This is a genomic window from Dyadobacter sp. CY343, assembly GCF_021390335.1.
In the GTDB taxonomy this organism is placed as follows: Bacteria; Bacteroidota; Bacteroidia; order Cytophagales; family Spirosomataceae; genus Dyadobacter.
In genome coordinates this window covers 1,002,249-1,024,110 of record NZ_JAJUXK010000004.1, presented here as the reverse complement: position 1 = coordinate 1,024,110, position 21,862 = coordinate 1,002,249, and the positions used below count along the sequence as shown (strand labels likewise).

Below are 21,862 nucleotides of genomic sequence, written 5' to 3'. Positions count from 1 at the left end.
AGGACTTCTTGCCGGCGAGTCAGTTGAGCGCTTTCGGGTTACCAAGCAGCATTTTTACCCGCTGCTCGGAGGTTGAAAACTGTTTTAGTTCCTCCACTTCCTTGTCTGCATATTTCCTGATCTTGTCTTGCTCGTAAGCCCGGAAAATCGCAGGGTGCACGTAATATTTTTTGCATACTGCCCTGGTATTTCCCAAATGGGCTGCCACCACATCCAGGCAGGTATTCAGTGTGCGCGTAAGCTGGCGTTGCGACGGTGCCTTTTCCTGGGTGCTCAGGTATTCGAAGGCAGTAACAGTTCCCATCCAGGTCCTGAAATCTTTGGCGGAAAAATGAGAGCCGGTATGTTCCCGGATGTAATCGTTCACCTGCGCCGCAGACAGCGCACATTTGCCGCCGGCTTCGTTAGTATACTGAAAAAGCCTTTTTCCGGGCATTTCCTTATATAGTTTCACCAGCCGCGCAAGCTGCGTATCCCGCAAGGTAATATCCTGTTTTACACCCTTTTTACCCTTGAATACAAACCGGATCCTGCTGCCGGTAACTGTTGCGCATTTCGAGTCAAGGGTGGTAATGCCCGAAGATCCATGCTTTAATTTATATCGCTGATTCCCGACCCGGATACAGGTTTTGTCCATCAGTTTTACAACCAAGGCGATCGACTTATTTAAGTCAAAATCGCGTTTTCTCAGATCGTGCTCCACCTGTTCCCGCAGCTTTGGCAAAGCTTCCGAAAAGGTTAATAACCGAAAGTATTTGGCCTGATTGCGGATCAGGTTCCATTGCGGATGGTACCGGTATTGCTTTCTGCCCGCGTCGTCGGTTCCGGTCGCCTGCAAATGTGCGTCCGGGTCGCTGCTGATCCAGACATCCTTCCAGGCAGGCGGAAGTACAAGCGATCTGATACGTTTGATCACTTCCTTGTCTTTTACCCGGTTCCCTTGTTGATCTGTATAGTAAAAGCGCGGAGACTTCCCTTTCCTCAGGTATCCCGGCGCGAAACCAGACTTGATATAATTGAGTCCCACGGCCGCGGCTGTCAGCGCCGGATCCTTCCTTAGCTTCTTAAATTGCCTGGCTGATATTTCAGGTACTTGTGTGAGCGTCCCGATTGCGACTGGTTGCATTTCATTTCCGTTAAATTTCGGTTGTTATTACCAAATTAGTACCAGTTGAAAAAGGGAAGCCTCGATGCGAGAAAATGCCACTGACGAATGCATTCAGCGGGTAGGCAATAAACAAAAATCCTCAGCCCGAATCTTTTCAGATTGACCTGAGGAAGTATATACTCAGTTTTAAAAATTAGCGCAGCTTGATCAGACAGGGAAGTAAACCTTAAATACCGAACCTTTGTCAGGCTCAGAAGAGGCGGTCAGGAAACCCTTGTGGTTTTCCATAATCTTCTTGCAGATAGCGAGCCCGATTCCGCTTCCGGGATATTTATGGGCAGGATGCAGTCTCTGGAAAACGTCGAATATCCTTTCCTTATATTCTTCGCTGAAACCAATGCCGTTATCTGCAAAAGAGATCCGGCAATATTTTGCATTTCCCACCGATTTTTCGTGACTGATATCTTCTCCGCTCACTTCGTCGACGGTAATATTGATCTCAGGCTGAATATCCGGGGCGGTAAATTTGATACCGTTGCTGATCAGGTTAATGAACAGCTGACGAACCTGGAAAGGAATCACAGCCAGCTCGGGAAGCTTGTCGGCATGAACTACTGCTTTTTTCTCTTCGATAACAGTACTCAGTTCCTGTAATACTTCCGACAATATATTGTTCAGGTTCACTTTTTCGTACACCTTTTCCATATTTCCGGTCTTGGAATAGGAGAGGATATCTTCGATCAGCAACTGCATTTTTTCGGCAGCAAACCGCATCCGTTCCACAGAATCCTTTACCTGGGCAGACAGATCGGGATCTTCGCGGTCGAGGACTTTGGAAGCGAATATCTGGATCTTGCGAAGCGGCTCTTTCAAATCGTGGGTGCTGATCCAGTTAAGGTTGGCCAGTTCTTTATTAGCACTTTTCAGCTCTTCGTTCAGTATCCTGTTTTTATCTTCCTGTGTGCGGATCAGACGAAGATTGACGTGTTTTTGCAAAGAAAAAGAGAAGTTTGCGGCTGCATTAATCTCCGATTTGCGCCAGGCTTCGCTCAGATCTTTTACCTCTTCCGCCCACAGATCGAAAGACTTACGCGGAGAAAGTCTGTCCCCTGCTTCATTGGGCAGTATAGCCTTGTACGGATTGCCCGCCCATTTGATCGTCTCAATTTTTTCACTGCGCAGCCACAATATGCCAGCGTGCGAACCGGATGGAATTGCATGATAGATAATCCCTGCCGCGTATCTGGAAAGTGATTTTCCTTCCGGATAAATGCTGAGCAAATGGTCAGTGTGAATGCCGTGAGAATTGTAATTCGCTGCCAGGTGTTCCAACAACGGGATCAGCTCCTCGTCGGCTGGTACCTGCCCGTTTTTATAGAGCTTCCCATTGTAATAAATCACTACGCCGGTCGCATTGGCCATTTTCAAAACCGATGGAGCCTGGTGAAAAGCTTCGATGAAATCTTCGTGATCGTGCAGTAAAGTCAGGGATTCGCTGAGCGCCTTATCCACTTCCTGAGTTACCTCAAATTCTTCCGCCACTTCTCTTACAGCGATCTGCGAGGTCAGGAAATGGCCTTGAAGTAAAGCTGAAAGTCGGGTATAATGCGGGAGTATTTTAGGCGAATAATGGTGGCAGGCGATCAGTCCCCACAATTTCTGATTTTGTAAAAGGGAAATGGTAAGCGTTGCAGCCACTCCCATATTCACCAGATATTCAATGTGGATCGGCGAAACACTTCTTAGTATAGAAAGGCTCAGATCGAGCGATTTGTTGCTTTTTTCGGCCGCATCGTCAAGTGTCAGCAGCGGCACCGGCTTGTAGTTCACGTCCGCGATCATCCGCAGCGGGTTGCGGATATACAGCTCGCGAGCCTGTACCGGAATATCTGTATGCGGGTATTTCTGGCCTTCAAAAGATACCACGTCTTTATTCCGGCTTTCTGCAATCACTTCCCCGTTATAGTTTGCGTCGAATTTGTAAACCATAACCCGGTCGTAACCGGTGATTTCACGTGTTTCATTCACGATCTCCTGACAAAGCTCTTTCATATAGGTCGCTTTTTCCATAATGGAAACAAACTTCCTGGTCTGGTTATACAGGTTTGGGAGATTTAAAGTCCCGTCGGGGAAAGGCTCGAATTCAAGTATAATCGTCTCTCCGCTCTGATGTACCGTTGTGTTGTACAATTCCTCTTTCATGGAGAACACATACGGTTTTGCGGTGTCAATAACGGCCGCACTAACGTATTCAACAAATCCGCTGGCCTCTTCTTCCGTAAAGATTTCGGCCAGGGTTTTTCCCAAAATGACTTCCGGGGTAAGACCAATATAATCAGCTGAGTTTTCGCTGCTGAATTCGATCTTCGAGTTGTTTTTATTTATGCCGAGGAGGAAACCGTGTGGCTGTATGCTGCCAGGAATGTGGATAGGTTCGCTTTCACAGTTCGTCAGGTTAACAATATCCCGGTTTACAATATTCTTAATGTTCATTTCGACACGTTCATTTCGGCTAACTATTTCTGCCGCTTAGCCAATTATCAATAACTGTAAATGTTTGTTTGGCACTCTCAATAATGCCGGGCTGGTCATTACTGTTATCTGCAAATTGGGTAAACACGGAAATGAAGGATTTCCATAAAATCCCGGTTTGGGTACCGTAGCCCCAAAAATACGCTGCGCCGGTCTCCGGCGTCAAGCCCAGCTTTTCGTGAATATGCTTAAATATAATCTTGCCGCCCAATGTGGAACCTTCCAGTACATACATAATGCCCATTGCTTCTGATATACCGTTAAATTCGAATTGGTGCAGGGGCAATGCAGCTATATCCTGTGCTGGCAGGCCGGTAGCTTCCAGATCTTTTATAATCAAATGTGATTTGTGTCTCTCGCCCAAATCCGGCACAATATCCGTCAGGAGAGGGAAGATCTGTTTTTCACAAGCAAGTATAACACCGTAGATTTTGGACAGATACAACTGATAGTTGGCAAGGGTCACATCCGGATCAAGTAATGCTCTTGATATTGGATTATCTTCTAAATTCTGGTGGCTTTCGGCCGTTACGTTTCTAAGCGTTTTAATAAAAGAATCCTGATCTTTTACAGAAACAGTTACTTCATTCATAAGAATGCATTTTCAAACCTGACAAAGTTAATTGGTAATCAAAAATTGTTCCATGGGAGCAGCTTCGTCTTTGATCAGACTTTGGAAGAGGCACTTATGAAGTACATTAACAAGCCCCGAAAAGCTGGTTGGTTTCTGGATATACAGGTTCGCGCCGCCTTTATATGCGGATTCCCACAGATATTGCGCGACGGAAGTGGAAAGAATAACAATAGGTGTTTTTTCAAATCCCGGGGTCGCCCTGATCTCTTCCAGACATTCCAGCCCATTTTTTACCGGCATATTCATGTCCAGGAAAATGAGGTCCGGATTAATGCTGTCTTTGACGATCGTGTCCATCAGCTCCATGCCATTTGCCGCCGTGAATAATTGCGATTCAAATGAAACCTGTTCCAGTGCTTCGCGAAACAAAAAGGTATCATCATCATCATCGTCAGCGAGCAGGATACGAAAATGTTTATCGTGTTTCATTCTTATTTGCGGGTGGGGCCGCTCTGCTTGTAGGTTATTTTGAACAGATAGTAGGTTGAAGGCTTATCCTGCCAGCGAATGGCCGAAAGGTAAAATTAATATTTCTTTCTCCAAATGTATGCTTCAAGCCTCTTTTTCCTTATTTATCATTGGCATGCTTTTTGGAAATACACCATCAGCATCACAAAAAAATTAAAATGATTATGAAAAAGATAACAATAGGTTCGCTGGCACTTGCCGCTATGATGGCATTTTCTGCGTGTAATAGCAATAAAACAGAAGATACCAAGGACGTTGCAGAAGAACAAAATGAGCAGAAACTGGACGACACCACGCTGGAAGATGATTCAGAATTTGCAGTGGCAGCAGCCGACGGTGGCATGATGGAAGTGAAGCTGGGCGAGCTGGCTAAAACTGCCGCGGTGAATGCTGAGGTGAAGAAATTCGGTGAACAAATGGTGACCGACCACGGCAAAGCAAACGACGAGCTGAAAGCTTTGGCGCAGCAAAAAAACATCACATTGCCTATGGCATTGAGCGATGACAAACAAAAGAAATATGATGATCTGGCAGCGAAAAAAGGCGCTGACTTCGATAAAGCGTATATTTCTTTTATGGTAGATGATCACAAAGAAGATATCAGCGAGTTTGAAGAAGCGGCCAAAGATGCGAAAGATCCTGATGTAAAATCATGGGCGGCAGGTAAAGTCCCTGCATTGAAACACCATCTTGAAATGGCGCAAAAAATCAAAGACGCTCAGAAATAAGCTTATTTATAGCAAAGCAGTCAGCCGGGTCCGTAAAGGATCCGGCTTTTTTTATTTAAAAATCACTTATTTAACAGGAAGTAATATTGAATACTAATTTTGGTACATCCGAACCCCTACTAAATCGAGGAAACGTTTGATAAATACTTTTTAATAACCTTATTTTGTCTATCTATTTAATAGAGTATTATGTTTTCGACCTATCCCAACCATTTCTTGCTGCCTTTCAGGTACTTATTGATTGCTTTTCTCGCGTTTGCCGGCTTACAGGCCGCAGCTCAAACCAGCTCGAAGCCGAATATCATCTTCATTTTCTCCGACGACCACGCCTATCAGGCGATCAGTGCGTACGGAAATAAGCTCGTTCAAACCCCAAATATTGACCGCATTGCCAAAGAAGGCGCGCTGCTCACTAACAATATTGTAACAAATTCCATCTGCGGACCGAGCCGAGCCACTTTGCTGACTGGTAAATACAGCCACATGAATGGATATAAGCGTAATGATAATACGCGTTTCAATACCAACCAGACGCTGCTTTCGGAGACTTTAAGAAAAAGCGGATACCAGACCGCCTGGATCGGGAAAATGCATTTGAATAGCCTACCGGCAGGATTTGACTACTGGAACGTGTTGCCCGGGCAGGGGAGCTACTATAATCCCGACTTCATTGGCCAGCCGAATGATACCACCAAATACACCGGCTATGTGTCCAATGTGATCACGCAGCTCTCGACCGAGTGGCTTGATAAACGGGATAATTCGAAACCGTTTTTCCTGATCGTTGGGCATAAAGCTACCCACCGCGAGTGGCTTCCCGACTTGCAGGACCTGGGTGCTTACGATAAAATTGATTTTCCTGTCCCCGCCAATTTTTACGATGAATATAAAGGAAGAGCAGCTGCATTGAACCAGGATATGTCCATTGAAAAGACGATGCGCCTTAAACAGGATCTGAAAATAGATGTGGATTATGAAAAAGACTGGACTTACAAACGTTTTAATCCAGAACAAAAAAAGGTATTCAAGGCATATTACGACAAGATCACGAAGGAGTTTCATGAAAAAAAATTGACGGGAAAAGCACTGACCGAGTGGAAATACCAGCGTTACCTGAAAGATTATTACGCAGTGGCCAAGTCGCTCGACAGGAATATCGGTACCCTGCTGGACTATCTGGATAAAAGTGGTTTGGCTAAAAATACAGTAGTTATTTACGCATCCGACCAGGGTTTCTATCTGGGCGAGCACGGCTGGTTTGACAAGCGCTTTATTTACGAAGAATCGCTGAAAACGCCTTTTGTGATTCGGTACCCGGGTGTGATCAAGCCGGGAACGAGAACGGAAGACATGACAATGAATATAGACTGGGCGCCTACGGTGCTTCATATCGCTGGTGCGAAAATACCGGCAGATATGCAGGGGAAATCCTTCCTGCCCCTGTTGAAGGAAACGCGCACAGCGCAGGTACCGTGGCGGAAAGAAGCCTATTATCACTATTATGAATTTCCGGAGCCGCACCATGTTTATCCACACTTCGGGCTGCGCACGAGCCGCTATAAGCTGGCCTATTTTTACGGAGGAGCCGATTCCTGGGAGCTTTTCGACTTGCAAAAGGATCCTACCGAAGTCAACAATATATATGGTACCAAGGGAGCAGAAGCGATTTCAGCAGATTTGAAGGCAAAACTGAAAGTGCTGATGAATGAATACAAGGATGAAGAAGCGCTGAAAATCCTGGCTTCGGCCAAAAAATAATTTAACATGGAGCGAAACCGATATGACGCGATTGTAGTTGGCGCCGGCCCGAATGGGCTGGCTGCGGGTATTACTTTACAGCGTCAGGGCCTTTCGGTTCTGATCGTGGAGGGGAAAGACTCGGTCGGAGGCGGAATGCGGTCGGCGGAGCTGACACTGCCCGGGTATCTCCACGACGTTTGCTCGGCGATCCACCCGATGGCATTGATGTCTCCGTTTTTTAAGAGTGTTCCTTTGCAGGATTTCGGAGTGGAATTTATCCAGCCAACTTACGCAGCAGCGCACGCATTCGACGACGGATCGGCTGCATTATTGCACCAGTCACTCGAAAAAACCGCCCGCGGTCTGGGTACGGACGAGCAGGCTTATCTTGACTTTATGGGCCCGCTTCTGGAAGATATGCCCAGGCTTTTACCAGGTTTGCTGGGGCCTTTTACTTTTCCCGAACATCCTGTTGCATTGGCTAAGTTTGGATTAAAAGCATTGCCTCCTGCTACCTGGTCTGTGAATCGGTTCAAAACCAAAGAGGCGCGGGGATTGTGGGCGGGAATGGCGGCGCACTCGATTCAACCGCTTGAAAATGTGGCTACTTCGGCATTTGGTATTATGCTGGCTGCCGCTGCGCATTTACACGGCTGGCCGGTCCCGAAGGGGGGAAGTCAGTCGCTCGCCAATGCGCTTTCCGATTATTTTATTTCGCTCGGTGGAGAAATACGAACAGGGTTTCTGGTCAATAATTTAAAAGAGCTTCCTCCATCAAAAGTGATATTAATGGATGTGACGCCAAAGCAGCTCGCCCGCATTGCGGCAGACGAACTGAGCACCTCCTACCGCGGTCGCCTCAACAACTATCGTTACGGATCCGGCGTTTTCAAAGTGGACTGGGCATTAGACGGGCAGATACCGTTTACTTCCGAGGTTTGCAAAGGAGCAGGGACGGTACATTTGGGTAATACATTTGAGGATATTGCGCGATACGAAGGCGGCATTTCGAAAAATATTGAGTCTGACAAACCGTTCATTCTGCTGGCTAAGCAAAGTGCGTTCGACCCTACGCGCGCTCCGGAAGGCAAGCACACCGCCTGGGCTTATTGCCACATCCCAAACGGCTCTACCCGCGATATGACCGCAGCTATTGAAAATCAGATTGAGCTGGTTGCGCCCGGTTTTAAAGATTTGATTAAAGAAAAACACGTAATGGGGCCGTCACAGATCGAAGCTTACAATCCAAATTACATTGGGGGCGATATCAATGGCGGCGTACAGGATATATTTCAGCTGTATTCGCGACCGGTACTGAGCGTCTCACCGTACCGCACTTCGGCTTCCAACATATATATATGTTCGTCCTCTACACCTCCGGGCGGCGGTGTACACGGCATGTGCGGCTACCACGCTGCTCGTCAGGCTTTGAAGGATATTTTCAAGATACAGATACCGTTTTAGTGATTAGTTTTTGGTTAAATATGAGATTTTTAAAAAGTGAACTTCCGGTAAAATATGCATTGACAGCGGCTCTGGCAGTATTTGCACTGGGTTGTGGAAACAAGCAAACTGCGGAAGAGCGAAAAGCGGACAGCCTGGCCATGTGCATTTCAGAGGGAATCCCTTCACGGGCGGCGGCTATTGCAAATGCAGTACAGATCACGGCTGGCGCGGGCGATACTGCCGGAATGGTGTGGATCGGCGGCGGAAAGTTTCTGATGGGCGCCGATGAATTTCCCGACTCCCGCCCGATGCATGAAGTGACCGTCGACGGTTTTTATATGGATGCGCATGAAGTTACCAATGCAGAATATGCCGCATTTGTGAAGGCTACCAATTACAAAACCGTAGCCGAGCGCCCGTTGAATCCCGCAGATTATCCGGGCGTGCCAGCCGACAAACTCGTTCCCGGCTCGGCCGTTTTTACACCTACCGCCTCGAAAGTAAGTCTGGACAATCCGCTCCAATGGTGGAATTACGTGCCCGGAGCAAGCTGGGCACATCCAGAAGGGCCGCAAAGCTCGATCAAGGGGCGGGAGAATTTTCCGGTTACCCACGTTTCCTACGAAGATGCGGCCGCTTATGCAAAATGGGCCGGAAAACGCCTGCCAACCGAAGCGGAATGGGAATATGCGGCGCAGGGCGGAAAAGGGAATCATACCTATTACTGGGGCGACGAGCTGAAACCCGGCAACAAGTGGGTAGCCAATATTTACCAGGGAAGTTTTCCAGATAAAAACACGCAGGAGGATGGATTCTTGGCCGCGGCGCCCGTGCAGACTTTTCCGGCAAATGGTTACGGTTTATTCGATATGGACGGAAATGTGTGGGAATGGTGTGAAGATCTTTACCGCCCGGACTATTACCAAACCAGCGCGAAAGTCAACCCAAAAGGCCCGAATGATAGTTTCGATCCTGACGAGCCGGGCGCGGTGAAACGTGTACAGCGGGGTGGCTCGTTCCTGTGCAGCGACGATTATTGCATTCGTTACAAAGCCGGCAGCCGGGGAAAAGGCGAGGTAACCAGCGGCAGCAATAACCTGGGTTTCCGTTGTGTGATGAATAAAAAATTGTAGGAATAAATACGATCCAAATGCACTTCATGAATATACCTGGCCTGGCAAGCTCAGGACCGCAACATTGGCAAACGATCTGGGAACAGCAGTATCCGGCACTTTTTAGTCGGGTAATGCAGGAAAACTGGGACTGGCCGGTGAAAACAGACTGGGTCGCGCAGCTGCAAAAGCAGATCCGCGAACTGACCGGGCCGACGATTCTGGTAGCGCACAGCCTTGGCTGCATTACCGTTGCGCATTGGGCCCAGGAGCATTCTTCTGACAAAATCAAGGGCGCATTATTAGTAGCGCCTGCCGATGCCGATTTATCCAAAAGGTTGAATTTCGTAGTCGGTTTCACACCGATCCCAACGGTTAAGCTGCGTTTCCCGAGCATTGTGGTCGCCAGCACGAATGATATGTACGCGACGATTGCGCGCTCGCAGCATTTCGCGGACAGCTGGGGCAGTGAATTTATTAATTTGGGTAAAAAAGGGCATATCAATGCAGTTTCTGGGTTGGGCGACTGGGCGGAAGGGAAGGAAATATTGCAACAGCTGGCGGGACAACGTATATTACTGTCCCACGCAACCGGACAGGAAAAGTTACCGTAACGGAATTGCAGGTAAGCCCTGCGTATTTTCACTATATCTTTTTATATTACAAAAAAATCTTTCTACACTTAAACCGATGGAGCAATGAAAAAAATGTTTCTTTTTGCAATGGCTGGCTTGATGTTCAACGTAGCAGCGATTGCCGACGGGCCTGGCAAAACGAAGGCCGCAGACAAAACTTTGAAAGTGGACACTAAAAGCAGCAGCGTGACCTGGGGCGCTAAAAAAGTAACCGGCACGCACGCAGGTACCGTACCGCTGGAAAGTGGCAGCCTGATCGTAGACGGCGACAAACTGAAAGGCGGTAATTTTGTAGCAGACCTGAAAAATCTGGTCGTAACGGACATTACCGATAAAGAAATGAACGGTAAGCTGACAGGTCACTTGAAAAGCGATGATTTTTTCTCAGTTGAAAAACATCCGCAGGCGAAACTTGTGATCTCTTCTGTTACTCCAAAAGGCGGTAATAACTACGATGTAGCCGGAAAGCTGACGATCAAAGGCATTACAGAGGAAGTGAAATTTCCTGCAACTGTAAAAACGGACGCGCAGAAAGTAACTGCGAATGCGAAAGTGAAGATCGACCGCACCAAGTATGATATCAAATTCCGCTCGTCCAACTTCTTCGAAAACCTCGGAGATAAGGCGATCGACAACGATTTTACATTGGACGTGAATCTGGTTGCAAACAAATAATCTTAGTTTTTCTTTGAAATAGAAAATCCGGTTTGAATATTTCAGACCGGATTTTTAACATTTATACCTATGAAAAAATCGATTACCGGACTATTTCTATGCGTACTGCTGTTTGTCGGACAGGCTTTTGCGCAAACTGAAAACAAACTGCCGGACTGGACTTTTGGCGGATTTAAACGCCCGGCTGGCGTAAATCCGGTCATTTCCCCCGACAGTACCTCCACATTTTTCTGTCCGATGAACAAAAAGCAGATCGACTGGGAATCGAATGATACATTCAACCCGGCGGCGACGATCAAAGACGGAAAGATCGTGGTGCTGTACCGGGCTGAGGACAAAGCTGGAAAAGCAATTGGAAAACGGACTTCTCGGATCGGATATGCAGAAAGTGAAGACGGTATCAGTTTCAAACGAAAAAAAGAACCGGTACTGTTTCCGGGCGAGGACAGCCAGAAAGCGGTAGAATGGCCAGGCGGCTGTGAAGATCCCCGCGTGGCAGTGACCGAGGATGGTTTGTACGTGATATTTTACACACAATGGAACCAGGATAAGGCGCGGATCGGCGTCGCTACTTCCCGTGATCTCCTGAAATGGGAGAAACACGGGCCGGTATTCAAGAAAGCCTTCAATGGAAAATTTAATGAGATCTGGACCAAATCTGGCTCGATCGTGACGAAGCTGGTGGGCGACAAGCAGGTAATTGCAAAGATTAATGGAAAATACTGGCTGTACTTTGGTGAAGCTAATGTGAATGTCGCTACTTCGACGGACCTGATCAACTGGGAGCCGGTGGTGGACAGCAATCAGAATCTGGTCAACCTGATCTCGCCGCGGAAAGGATTTTTTGACAGTAACCTGACGGAATGCGGCCCGCCGGCGATTTTGACAGATAAAGGTATTGTCTTGTTATATAATGGAAAAAATGACAAAGGCGAAGACGGCGACAAGCAATTTACACCCAACAGCTACTGCGCGGGCCAGGTATTATTTGATAAAAACGATCCTTCAAAAGTGTTGGCCAGATTGGACAAACCATTTTTCCGCCCCATGGAACCGTTTGAAAAAAGCGGCCAGTATATAGCAGGGACCGTTTTCATTGAAGGAATGGTGTACCACAAGAAAAAATGGCTGCTCTATTACGGTTGTGCAGATTCGAGAGTGGGCGTTGCTATTTACGATCCTGCCGTTAAGACACCCGGCGATCCGCTACCCTGAAATTTTAAGTAACCGTTCTGTTACAAAAGTATATTAGTTATTATTATTAACCTTCGATCTATCGGACACTTGTTGGCGTACATAAAGGAAATCAACCAAACTAGATTTTTTATTATGAAAATGTCAACAAAGTTTACAGGCTTACTGGTAGCAGCACTATTTACCACTGTCAGCGCTTTTGCACAAAAAGAAAAAACTGTGATGGTGGGTGGAGCAGAAATGTATCCTTCTAAAAACATCATTGAAAATGCAGTGAACTCGAAAGATCATACTACGCTTGTAGCAGCTGTAAAAGCGGCCGATCTGGTAGAAACACTTTCAGCAACAGGACCATTTACAGTATTTGCTCCGGTAAATGCTGCATTCGAAGCACTGCCTGCTGGTACGGTTGAAAATCTTTTGAAACCGGAAAACAAAGCGACACTTACCTCGGTACTTACGTACCACGTAGTTCCGGGTGTAGTGGATTCCAAGTCTGTTATGAAAATGATCAAAGACGGTGGCGGCAAGGCAATGGCCAAAACTGCACAAGGCGCTGAACTGACTTTCTCAATGAAAGGAAAAGATGTAATTGTGACGGACACGAAGGGCAATATGGCGAAAGTTACTACCGCTGACGTATTTCAGTCAAATGGTGTGATCCACGTGATCGACAAAGTATTAATGCCTTGATTAAGTTGTGAAGTTGGTTGTGTGAGTGGTTGTTGAGACGACGGGAGGACTTAGGTCTTCCCGTTTTTTTGTGCCCTTTCGGTCCGCTTGTATTCGTGTAAGCAGGTCAGTACAGGATAGTCGCATAGATAATTTTAGGAATTTTTGGATATAATTTTCTGCTTTTTTAAGAGTATTAACTTTTGAAAAAACCCTCTTGTAAGGGAAACAGCGATTACAGAAGTCACTAAACCTATAAAGCTCATTCAAATGAATTTCAGATTTATCAAAGTCGGCTTCATGCTGGCTGCTCTGCTGACGATCGCAAGCCAGGCTACTACAATAGCTCAAAAAAAGGAAAAAGGATTCGTCTCCATTTTTGACGGAAAATCCCTGAAAGGCTGGGAATATGATGCAAAGTACTGGCGTGTGGAAAATGGAAGTCTTGTAGGTGAAATTACCCCTGAAACCCTTTTAAAGAACAATTCCTTCATCGTGTGGCAAGGCGGCCAACCAGCGGATTTTGAATTCAAAGGTTCGTTTAAAATCCAGCCAAGTGGTAATTCGGGCATTCAGTACCGGAGCGAAAAAGTGGAGGATGTCCCGAATGCGCTAAGAGGTTATCAGGCAGATATTGACGGAAAAAATACATATACCGGTCAGAATTACGAAGAGCGCCGCCGCACGACACTGGCCTACCGTGGACAAAAAACGGTGATCAACGAATACACAGGTGATAAAACGCCCGAAGGTGTTCGCGGCAACATCAAAGCCAATGCCTGGAAAGGCTTCGAAGTAACCGGCTCACTCGGCTCTTCCGATTCCCTCAAAACATTGATTAAAACCGACGACTGGAATACATTTCACCTGGTGGTCAAAGGCAACCGTTTGCAACATTATATCAACGGTGTGCTGATGAGCGAGGTGACTGACAATGATACCTACAATGGTCGCAAAAAGGGCTATCTGGGTATGCAGGTGCACGTAGGTCCGCCGATGAAGGTTGAGTTCAAGGATTTGAGGATTAAGCAGTAGCTATTAGCCGTTAGCTTTTAGCTTTTGGGAGGAAGGAGGAAAGGGAGGAAAGGAGGAAGTGAATCTATTTTAGGCGTATAATTGATAGCTAACAGCTATATCTCAAATCAAGCATAAAGTTAAAAGCTAACAGTCAATAGCTAACAGCCAACAGCCAACAGCTAACAGCTAACAGCTAATCGCTAACAGCCCAAAGCAAATTACCAATGAACAAAATAGGATTTAATGTACTTGCCTGGACGGCTGCGGTTTCGGATGATCTGTTTCCGGTTATTGATAGATTAAAGGGTATTGGCTATGATGGCGTAGAGTTTTATCTCGGGCCGCAGGAAATTGCGGGTTACCAGCGAATGGGAGATTACACCCGTGATCTGGGGCTTGAAACTACGGCTGTGATGACTTTGGGAGCGGACGAAAATCCGGTCAGCGAATCCGTTGAAATCCGGCAGAAAGCACTGGATAAGATCAAACTGGCTGTTGACCGCGCGCACGCATTGAATTCCAGGATCATTTGCGGACCTTTTCACTCGGCGCATACGGTATTCGTAAACCGGCCCGCCGAAGATCAGGAATATGCACTGGCCGGCGAGGTATTAAATGCAGCTGCCGAATATGCTGCGCAAGCCAATATCACTTTCGCATTGGAAGCATTGAATCGCTTCGAATGCTACCTGTGCAATACAATGGAGCAGCTTCACAAGCTCGTGAAAGCCGCAAACCACCCGAATGTGCGGGCGATGTTCGATACGCACCATTCCAATATTGAAGAAAAAAATTACGGTACTGCGCTGCAAACGATCGCGCCGGTACTGGCGCACGTGCATATCAGCGAAAACGACCGCGGCACGCCTGGCAGCGGCCAGGTTTTGTGGGACGATGCATTTGCCGGATTAGCCGCAATCAATTACCAGGGCTGGCTTACGATAGAAGCTTTTTCAAGAAACGATCCGGGATTTGCGAATGCAATCGGGGTTTGGAGAGAATTTAATGAGCCCTGGGATATTGCGGAAAACGGCTACCAATTTATTCGGGAAATGAGTTTAAAGCACGGGTTGGCTACTAGCTATTAGGTGTTAGGCATTAGCTTTTCTTAATATTCTGACATGCTTGTAATTCAATTCGACCCCAAAACTAACAGCTAATAGCTAAAAGCTAAAAGCCCAACCACAAACTATGCTAAAATACATCCTGCTATTCTTACTACTGACCTCTCCCATTTTTGGGCAGGACGAAGCTGGAAAATACAAGGTCGTATATAAAGGGGAGAAAGGTCCGGGTGTGGGAAAAAATATCGTTTTTATCGCTACTGACCATGAATACCGCGGGGAAGAATCGCTTCCTGCATTTGCGCGTATCCTCGCGAAACGGTATGGTTTTACCTGCACGGTGATATGGGCGCTGGATGAAGCAGGAAATATCCTGCCCGGCGGTTCAAATGTGAAAGGATTGGAGGTTTTAGATAAGGCTGATCTGCTGGTCATGTTCATGCGCTTTGCTCATTTTGAGGATAAAGAAATGCAGCATATTGATAACTATATTAAACGCGGCGGCCCGATCGTGGCCTTTCGGACTTCTACACACGCATTTGAAATCAAAAATGATCCTAAGTGGGAGCATTATAGTTGGGATTACAACGGTGCCAAAACCGACTGGAAAGACGGTTTTGGCGAGGTAGTACTGGGCGAAACGTGGGTTTCGCATTATGGTACCAATCACAAGCAATCTTCGAAGATCATCATTGAAAAAGCACAGGCTTCGCATCCCATTATGACCGGCGTGAAAGATATGTGGGTACAATCGGGCGGCTACACGGCTGAGCCGAAGGGTATGGTACTCGCGCGCGGCCAGGTTTTGAACGGAATGACCGCAACTTCTGCGCCTGATCCTTCCAAAGAACTTTTGCCGGTGGCCTGGGTGAAGGAATATCAGGTTCCGGGAGGAATGAAGGGGAGATCTTTCACCACTACTCACGGCGCTTCCGAGGACATACTAAACGATGGTTTCCGTAGAATGGCGATCAATGCGATGTTCTGGGGACTGGGAATGGAAAAGGCGATCAATGCTAAAAATGATATCGCATTTGCCGGACCTTACAAGCCTACTACTTTCAATTTCAGTGGCTACAAAGCGAATGTCAAACCGGCCGACCTGGCTGGCTTCGAGTCGCTGATCATGCCGGGTGAGATCGTGAAGAAGAAGAAGAAATAAGTTATAGTTTTTGATCAACAATATTCAAAAATAATGTCAGTACAACTTCCATTTCGCTTTGGCTCTGAGGTATATACCTGGTTTATGAGTGGCAGCGGCAAAACGCATGAAGGCCGGCTTGGGCACATGATCGAGGTAATTGCAAAAGCGGGTTTCAGTGGTATTCAACCCATATTTACCTGGATGGGCGAGCTTATCGATCCGGATCTTTTGGAAGCAAAACTGAAAGAACAGGGAATTGAGCTGGCTGCATTGGCATTGGCATTAGAGTGGAACAGCACCGAAGAAACCGAGCACGAGCGCGAAGTTGCCGACCACGCGATCCGTGTATTGCAGCGTTTTCCAGGCGCTATTTTAAATACCGTACAAATCCCGACTGGCAGGCATAATCTCGCTGAGCGTCAGGCTAGTCTTGTTAATATCGTCAATACTGTTTCCCGCAGAGCGGCGGACAAAGGGGTGCCTTGCAGCTTTCACCCGAACTCCCCGCATACCTCGATTATCCGCACAGAAGAAGATTACAAAACCGTGCTGGAATCGCTGGATATTTCAGTAACCGGCTGGACGCCCGATGTGGGCCACATTATCAACGGCGGCATGGACCCGCTCGCGAAAATGAAAGAATACCAGTCGCTGATCAATCACGTGCATTATAAGGATTGGGACGGCGCGCCGGAATTTGCTTTAATGGGCAATGGTAAAGTAGACCTTTCGGGAGTTACGCAATGGCTGAAAGATATCAACTACAAAGGCTGGATCATTTGTGAAGATGAAGGCGCGGAAGCGCTGGAAGATCCCGATTATGTGACATTGCACGACGGAAGGTGGATACAGGAGACGCTAGTGCCGGGGTTGAGGTGAGAAATGGCTGTTAGCTGTTAGCTATCAGCTGTTAGCAATTGGCTTTTTCCAAACCTGTTTTACCTAAATAGTACCTAAAAGCTAACGGCTAAAAGCCAATAGCCATTAGCTAAAAGTATATCACAAAAAATGCCCACTATCAAAACCAACGGAATTAATTTCTATTACGAAGAACGAGGTTCCGGCGAGCCGCTTCTGCTGATTATGGGCATCACTGCGCCGGGATCGGTGTGGAATGTGCATGTGGCGGACTGGAAGCATCATTTCAGGTGTATTATCGGAGATAACAGGGGTGTTGGGTTGAGTGATAAACCGGCAGGACCCTATTCTTCCGAGCAAATGGCAGATGATTATGCGGGGCTGCTGGATTCACTGGGGTTGGAAAATGTGCATGTAATAGGCTGCTCCATGGGCAGTACCATCGCACAGCAGATGGCGATAAGGCATCCTCAAAAAGTAAAATCGCTCGTATTAATGTGTCCCTGGGCACGTTGCGACAATTATGCGAAGGGATTGTTCCAGCATATTATGAATGCCAAAGCGCGGTTCAGGCCGGAGGAATTTAGTCTGTACATTCAATTGCTGATCTTCTCGAAATCGTCGTGGGACAATGCTGAAAAGCACGCAGATCTGGCGCAGGGCCGACAGCAGGATGCATTTGGTGCATTCCCGCAGCCGCTTCACGGATTGGAAGGTCAGGCTGCCGCTTGTATCAATCACAATGCATTGCCGCATTTAAACCAAATAAACAAACCGACGCTGGTGATAGGAGGTAAGGAAGACATTTTTACCCCGGTTTGGATGGCGGAAGAAGTGGCCGACGGTATTCCGGGAGCTGAGCTTTTTTTATATGAAAAACTAGGGCATGCATTTCATTTCGAGAGTACGGAGGATTTTAACATTAGGGTAAGAAGCTGGTTGAAAAAGGTATTTTAAGTTACAGTCGTAAAATTACATTTTGTCACCCTGAGCGCAGTCGAAGGGAGGTGCATAGTGGCTCCTCGCATGCCCTTCGACTGCGCTCAGGGTGACAAAGAGAAGGCGGTTAGGGTGAAAAAGAGAAGGTGGCCAGGGTGACAAAGATTTGCTAAGAGCGACAAGTGGGAGGTGAGAAAAGCTTTTGAAAAAGGTTAAATAGCGGGCTTCGATCGCTTTTAAAATTATAAAAAATAGCAAAACAGTAACAATGGAAAGTGCCGATTCAATAAACAAAGATTGGACTAACAAAGTATCCAATCACTTGCAGGTCGGCGGGATCGAAACTTCCGTACTTGACAATGGAGCCGGAAGAGGTACCCGGATCGCCTGGCTGAATACCGGCGCAGGTTTACGGTACAAGATCGTGCTGGATCGCGCGATGGATATTGCGGAAGCTTTTTACAATCAGCATAGTCTGGCGTGGCTGAGTCACGGCGGCATTACTTACCCGCAACCTTTTTCGGATAAAGGAATTGACTGGCTCCGCACTTTCGGAGGCGGCTTGCTCACTACCTGCGGGCTTTCGCACGCCGGCGGGCCGGAGTCTGACGAACATGGCGACCGCGGTTTGCACGGACTGATCGGCAATTCACCCGCAGAGATTGTTTCCATCAAGCAGCCCGACCTGCGGAAAGGCGATCTGGAAATGAGCATTACAGGCATTATCCGCGAAACCAAGCCATTTGGACCCAATTTCGAACTGAGAAGAACAATATCAGCCACATTAGGCAAGCCAGAAATCCGCATTAAAGATGAAGTGACAAACCGCGCCAACACACCTGCGCCGCACATGTTGCTATACCATTTCAACTTCGGCTGGCCGCTGGCCGACGAAGGGACGGACATTCTCTGGAATGGAAAGTGGCACCCGCGTCACGGGGAGGAAAATGCGAAGATATTTAAGGAAGGTAATGCATTCAAAAAATGCCCCGCGCCGCTGGAAGATCATTTGGGTAGCGGCGAAGAAGTGGTACTGGTAGATGTGGAAGCTGATATTTTCGGAGATAGCATTTGCGGATTATATAATGAAAAGCTAGGCCTGGCTGTCTCACTGAAATGGAAAAAAGAACAGTTACCGTGGATGGCGAACTGGCAGCATTGGGGCAAAGGTGAATACGTTACCGGCCTGGAACCAAGTACGCACCCGCTTTCCGGACAGGCAAAAGCGCGGGAAGACGGGACTCTGATTTTTATCGGGCCTGAAGAGACAAAAACATACGAACTAGAACTGAACGTGCTGACGGAGAAAGAAGCGATAGACGAGTTCGTCCTGCAAGTGAATATATCGTAAAAAAGCGCTCTGCGCTATAATATCTGTAAAGAGCAGAACGCTGTAATATCTGAGGCGCATAGCGCTGTGATATCTGTACCTAAAACCAACTTTTTAATACAATACAATGGGACTTTCAAGTATAGCTGCAAAGGCATTAGAGCAGGGAAAAGGAATAGTGCGTCTGGCCCCGACGTGGGTGCCGCGCTCGTTTTGCGTTCCCGGCCGCAGGATCAAATTACACCCGGATGATTATTATGTATTGGGTGGAGAAAGAGGAGGAATCGACGAACGATGGCTGTCTTCCACTACTCCGGCTGAAAACGGGCCGCTGACGGGTGAAAATGAAGGTTTGAGCCAAATTGTTTTTGAAGATGAGTCAGGAGTCCAGAAAGTGACATTGCGGGACGCAGTAGATGAACTGAAAGGTGAAATTTTAGGTGACAGACTTTGGGATCAATACAAAAGCTGGCCGATGTACTCCAAGTTTTTCGACAACATGGGCCCGCTTCCGCACCATATTCACCACAGAGATGAGCACGCTGCGATGGTGGGCCAAAATGGAAAGCCGGAAGCCTACTATTTCCCACCTCAACTCAACAACCACGGCGGCGATTTCCCATATACATTCATCGGTATTGCGCCCGGTACGACCAAAGAGCAGATCAAGGAGTGTCTGATGAACTTTACCAAGGGCGACAACAAGATCACCAACTACTCTCAGGCATTTCGTCTGGAACCCGGGACAGGGTGGGATGTGCCTCCGGGGATGCTACATGCGCCGGGCAGCTTATGTACTTATGAGCCTCAAAAAGCTTCGGATATTTTTGCTATGTATCAATCTCTTGTCAACGAGGCGGTTATTCCGGAAGAATTGCTTTGGAAGGGTACTCCGAAAGATAGAATTGGAGACTATGACCTGTTGATGGAGGTGATCGATTGGGATTTGAATGTAAATCCAAATTTGATGGAAAAGCACTTCATGCGTCCAAAACCTGTTAAAGACGTCGCTGAGATGGAGCAGGAAGGATATTCTGAAAACTGGATTTGCTACAAAAACGAAGCTTATAGTGCCAAGGAGTTAACCGTGTTACCCGGACGGACTGTAACTATTACGGATGCTGCTGCATACGGAATGATCGTGATGCAAGGACACGGCAAATTCGGCGAGTGGGATATCGAAACGCCTGCATTGATCCGCTATGGACAATTGACGAATGATGAGTTTTTTGTAAGCGAGAAAGCGGCAACAGAAGGTGTTGTGATTAGTAACCCATCCAAAACCGACCCGATCGTGATATTGAAGCACTTCGGTCCGGGAAACCCGGATCTGGTATTGTAAAAACCCCAGCGGGGTTCCCTGTTTCTAGGAAAACAATACATGATAATGCAAGACTCCTGAGGAGTCGCCTGATAAAGGAGGCACCTCAGGAGCCCGCAACTGGCGGTGTCCAATTGCCATAAACAGGATGCTCCTCAGGAGCATGAACTTTTTAAACAAATAATTCTTAAACCATGCCTGAAAATAATTATCCCAAACTCCACAATGCCACCTGGCCTGGGATTGTTGGAAAAGGTTCTGATTCTGAACCTATTATTTCATTTGATACCATGCTGGAACATACCGCTGCCGCTGAGGTAGACGGTATTAAATTCGATGGTATTGATATTGGCCTTTTCGATCCGCACGTGGGTATTTATATGAATACCGAGGACGGACCAGCGCGGCTTGCTGCCAAACTGAATGCACTTGGACTGGAAGTAGGCAGTCTGGTTGCGAATGTATGGGCCGGCTCAGCGATGGGTACCCAGGAGGCGCGCGATGAATTTGTTAATCAGGTGCGCATAGCTTGTGAATTCGGTAAAAAACTGCGTGACCTGGGCGTTCGCAAAGGCGGCGTGATCCGCGTGGATTCTGCTTGCTCGCCGGAAGCTTGGGCTGCTGATCCTGCCGGAAACACTAAACAAATTGCTGAAACCTGGCGCAAAGCCTGCGATATAGCTGCTGATTTTGGTGAAAAACTGGCTGCGGAAGGTGAGATCTGCTGGGGTGGAATGCACAGCTGGAAAACCATGCTGGAAACATTGAAAGCTGTTGACCGTCCGAATATGGGATTCCAGGCCGATATGTCACATACTTTCTTGTATTTGTTGGGTTATAACGCATCCGAAGATCGTATCCTGCCGGAAGATTTCAAATGGGGAGACCGCGCTGCACAGGAAGAGGGTTTGAAAAAAATGACCGCGGCACTTCGTCCGTATACCTTCGATTTCCACGTGGCGCAAAACGATGGAACTGTGCATGGAACAGGTTCTCATGATAAAACCGGCCGCCACTGTCTGGCTACGGACCCAAATGGCAAGCTGGACATCGTTCGCGATGCAGGTTTCTGGATGCGGGATGAAAATGGCGAAGTAACCAAAGCATTCCGTCATATCTGCTGGGACGGTTGTATGTTCCCGAACGAAGTAATGACCAATCAGCAAACATGGAATGATATCCTAGCTGCATTGATCAACGTGAGAAAAGCGCACGGCTGGTACCAGGAGGATTAATCCTTATCGC

Annotated in this window: 20 protein-coding genes; 16 read left to right on the top strand and 4 right to left on the bottom strand. The window is 47.3% G+C overall.

Annotated features, from left to right (window positions below):
- Window positions 1–19: 19 nt before the first annotated feature.
- The 4 genes from LZG94_RS16345 to LZG94_RS16330 all read right to left on the bottom strand — a co-directional run bounded on the left by LZG94_RS16345 (window position 20) and on the right by LZG94_RS16330 (window position 4,703).
- Window positions 20–1,126 carry a DNA topoisomerase IB gene (locus LZG94_RS16345; protein ID WP_233792903.1) on the bottom strand — a complete coding sequence of 369 codons (1,107 nt, stop codon included), beginning with the start codon at window positions 1,124–1,126 and terminating at the stop codon, window positions 20–22.
- A 189-nt stretch (window positions 1,127–1,315) separates the two neighbouring features.
- On the bottom strand, window positions 1,316–3,601 hold the full coding sequence (locus tag LZG94_RS16340; protein WP_233792902.1) for an ATP-binding protein: 2,286 nt from the start codon (window positions 3,599–3,601) through the stop codon (window positions 1,316–1,318).
- Window positions 3,602–3,620: 19 nt separating this feature from the next.
- Window positions 3,621–4,232: a biliverdin-producing heme oxygenase gene (locus LZG94_RS16335; RefSeq protein ID WP_233792901.1), complete on the bottom strand. Its 612-nt coding sequence runs from the start codon at window positions 4,230–4,232 to the stop codon at window positions 3,621–3,623.
- Between the two features lie 27 nt (window positions 4,233–4,259).
- Complete coding sequence (locus LZG94_RS16330; RefSeq protein ID WP_233792900.1) at window positions 4,260–4,703, bottom strand: response regulator; 444 nt, start codon at window positions 4,701–4,703, stop codon at window positions 4,260–4,262.
- Window positions 4,704–4,906: 203 nt separating this feature from the next.
- Between LZG94_RS16330 and LZG94_RS16325 the strand changes: the two genes are divergently transcribed.
- From LZG94_RS16325 to LZG94_RS16250, 16 genes are all read left to right on the top strand, one after another.
- Window positions 4,907–5,470, top strand: a complete 564-nt coding sequence (locus LZG94_RS16325) for a DUF4142 domain-containing protein (RefSeq protein ID WP_215234388.1) — start codon at window positions 4,907–4,909, stop codon at window positions 5,468–5,470.
- 189 nt (window positions 5,471–5,659) lie between these two features.
- Window positions 5,660–7,228: a sulfatase gene (locus tag LZG94_RS16320; RefSeq protein ID WP_233792899.1), complete on the top strand. Its 1,569-nt coding sequence runs from the start codon at window positions 5,660–5,662 to the stop codon at window positions 7,226–7,228.
- 6 nt (window positions 7,229–7,234) lie between these two features.
- The gene (locus LZG94_RS16315; RefSeq protein ID WP_233792898.1) at window positions 7,235–8,674 is read left to right on the top strand and encodes an NAD(P)/FAD-dependent oxidoreductase; all 1,440 of its coding nucleotides are present in this window, start codon (window positions 7,235–7,237) and stop codon (window positions 8,672–8,674) included.
- Between the two features lie 20 nt (window positions 8,675–8,694).
- Entirely contained in the window at window positions 8,695–9,789 is a 1,095-nt protein-coding gene (locus LZG94_RS16310) for a formylglycine-generating enzyme family protein (protein WP_233792897.1), read from the top strand.
- 26 nt (window positions 9,790–9,815) lie between these two features.
- On the top strand, window positions 9,816–10,382 hold the full coding sequence (locus tag LZG94_RS16305) for an alpha/beta hydrolase (RefSeq protein WP_233792896.1): 567 nt from the start codon (window positions 9,816–9,818) through the stop codon (window positions 10,380–10,382).
- Window positions 10,383–10,466: 84 nt separating this feature from the next.
- Entirely contained in the window at window positions 10,467–11,078 is a 612-nt protein-coding gene (locus LZG94_RS16300) for a YceI family protein (protein ID WP_233792895.1), read from the top strand.
- Window positions 11,079–11,147: 69 nt separating this feature from the next.
- Entirely contained in the window at window positions 11,148–12,293 is a 1,146-nt protein-coding gene (locus tag LZG94_RS16295) for a glycoside hydrolase family 130 protein (protein WP_233792894.1), read from the top strand.
- Between the two features lie 114 nt (window positions 12,294–12,407).
- A complete protein-coding gene (locus LZG94_RS16290; RefSeq protein WP_233792893.1) occupies window positions 12,408–12,965 on the top strand; it encodes a fasciclin domain-containing protein in 558 nt (185 codons plus the stop codon).
- Window positions 12,966–13,214: 249 nt separating this feature from the next.
- Window positions 13,215–13,979, top strand: coding sequence for a DUF1080 domain-containing protein (locus tag LZG94_RS16285; RefSeq protein WP_409013304.1), 765 nt, complete (start codon window positions 13,215–13,217; stop codon window positions 13,977–13,979).
- A gap of 206 nt (window positions 13,980–14,185) precedes the next feature.
- Window positions 14,186–15,049, top strand: a complete 864-nt coding sequence (locus tag LZG94_RS16280) for a sugar phosphate isomerase/epimerase (protein ID WP_233792892.1) — start codon at window positions 14,186–14,188, stop codon at window positions 15,047–15,049.
- Window positions 15,050–15,152: 103 nt separating this feature from the next.
- Entirely contained in the window at window positions 15,153–16,187 is a 1,035-nt protein-coding gene (locus LZG94_RS16275) for a ThuA domain-containing protein (protein WP_233792891.1), read from the top strand.
- Window positions 16,188–16,220: 33 nt separating this feature from the next.
- The gene (locus LZG94_RS16270) at window positions 16,221–17,048 is read left to right on the top strand and encodes a sugar phosphate isomerase/epimerase (protein ID WP_233792890.1); all 828 of its coding nucleotides are present in this window, start codon (window positions 16,221–16,223) and stop codon (window positions 17,046–17,048) included.
- A 129-nt stretch (window positions 17,049–17,177) separates the two neighbouring features.
- Window positions 17,178–17,984, top strand: a complete 807-nt coding sequence (locus LZG94_RS16265) for an alpha/beta fold hydrolase (RefSeq protein WP_233792889.1) — start codon at window positions 17,178–17,180, stop codon at window positions 17,982–17,984.
- A gap of 250 nt (window positions 17,985–18,234) precedes the next feature.
- Window positions 18,235–19,317 (top strand): aldose 1-epimerase family protein, encoded by a 1,083-nt coding sequence (locus LZG94_RS16260; RefSeq protein WP_233792888.1) that lies wholly within the window; start codon window positions 18,235–18,237, stop codon window positions 19,315–19,317.
- A 106-nt stretch (window positions 19,318–19,423) separates the two neighbouring features.
- A complete protein-coding gene (locus LZG94_RS16255) occupies window positions 19,424–20,638 on the top strand; it encodes a class I mannose-6-phosphate isomerase (protein ID WP_233792887.1) in 1,215 nt (404 codons plus the stop codon).
- Window positions 20,639–20,811: 173 nt separating this feature from the next.
- Entirely contained in the window at window positions 20,812–21,852 is a 1,041-nt protein-coding gene (locus LZG94_RS16250; RefSeq protein ID WP_233792886.1) for a sugar phosphate isomerase/epimerase, read from the top strand.
- The last annotated feature ends 10 nt before the right edge of the window (window positions 21,853–21,862 follow it).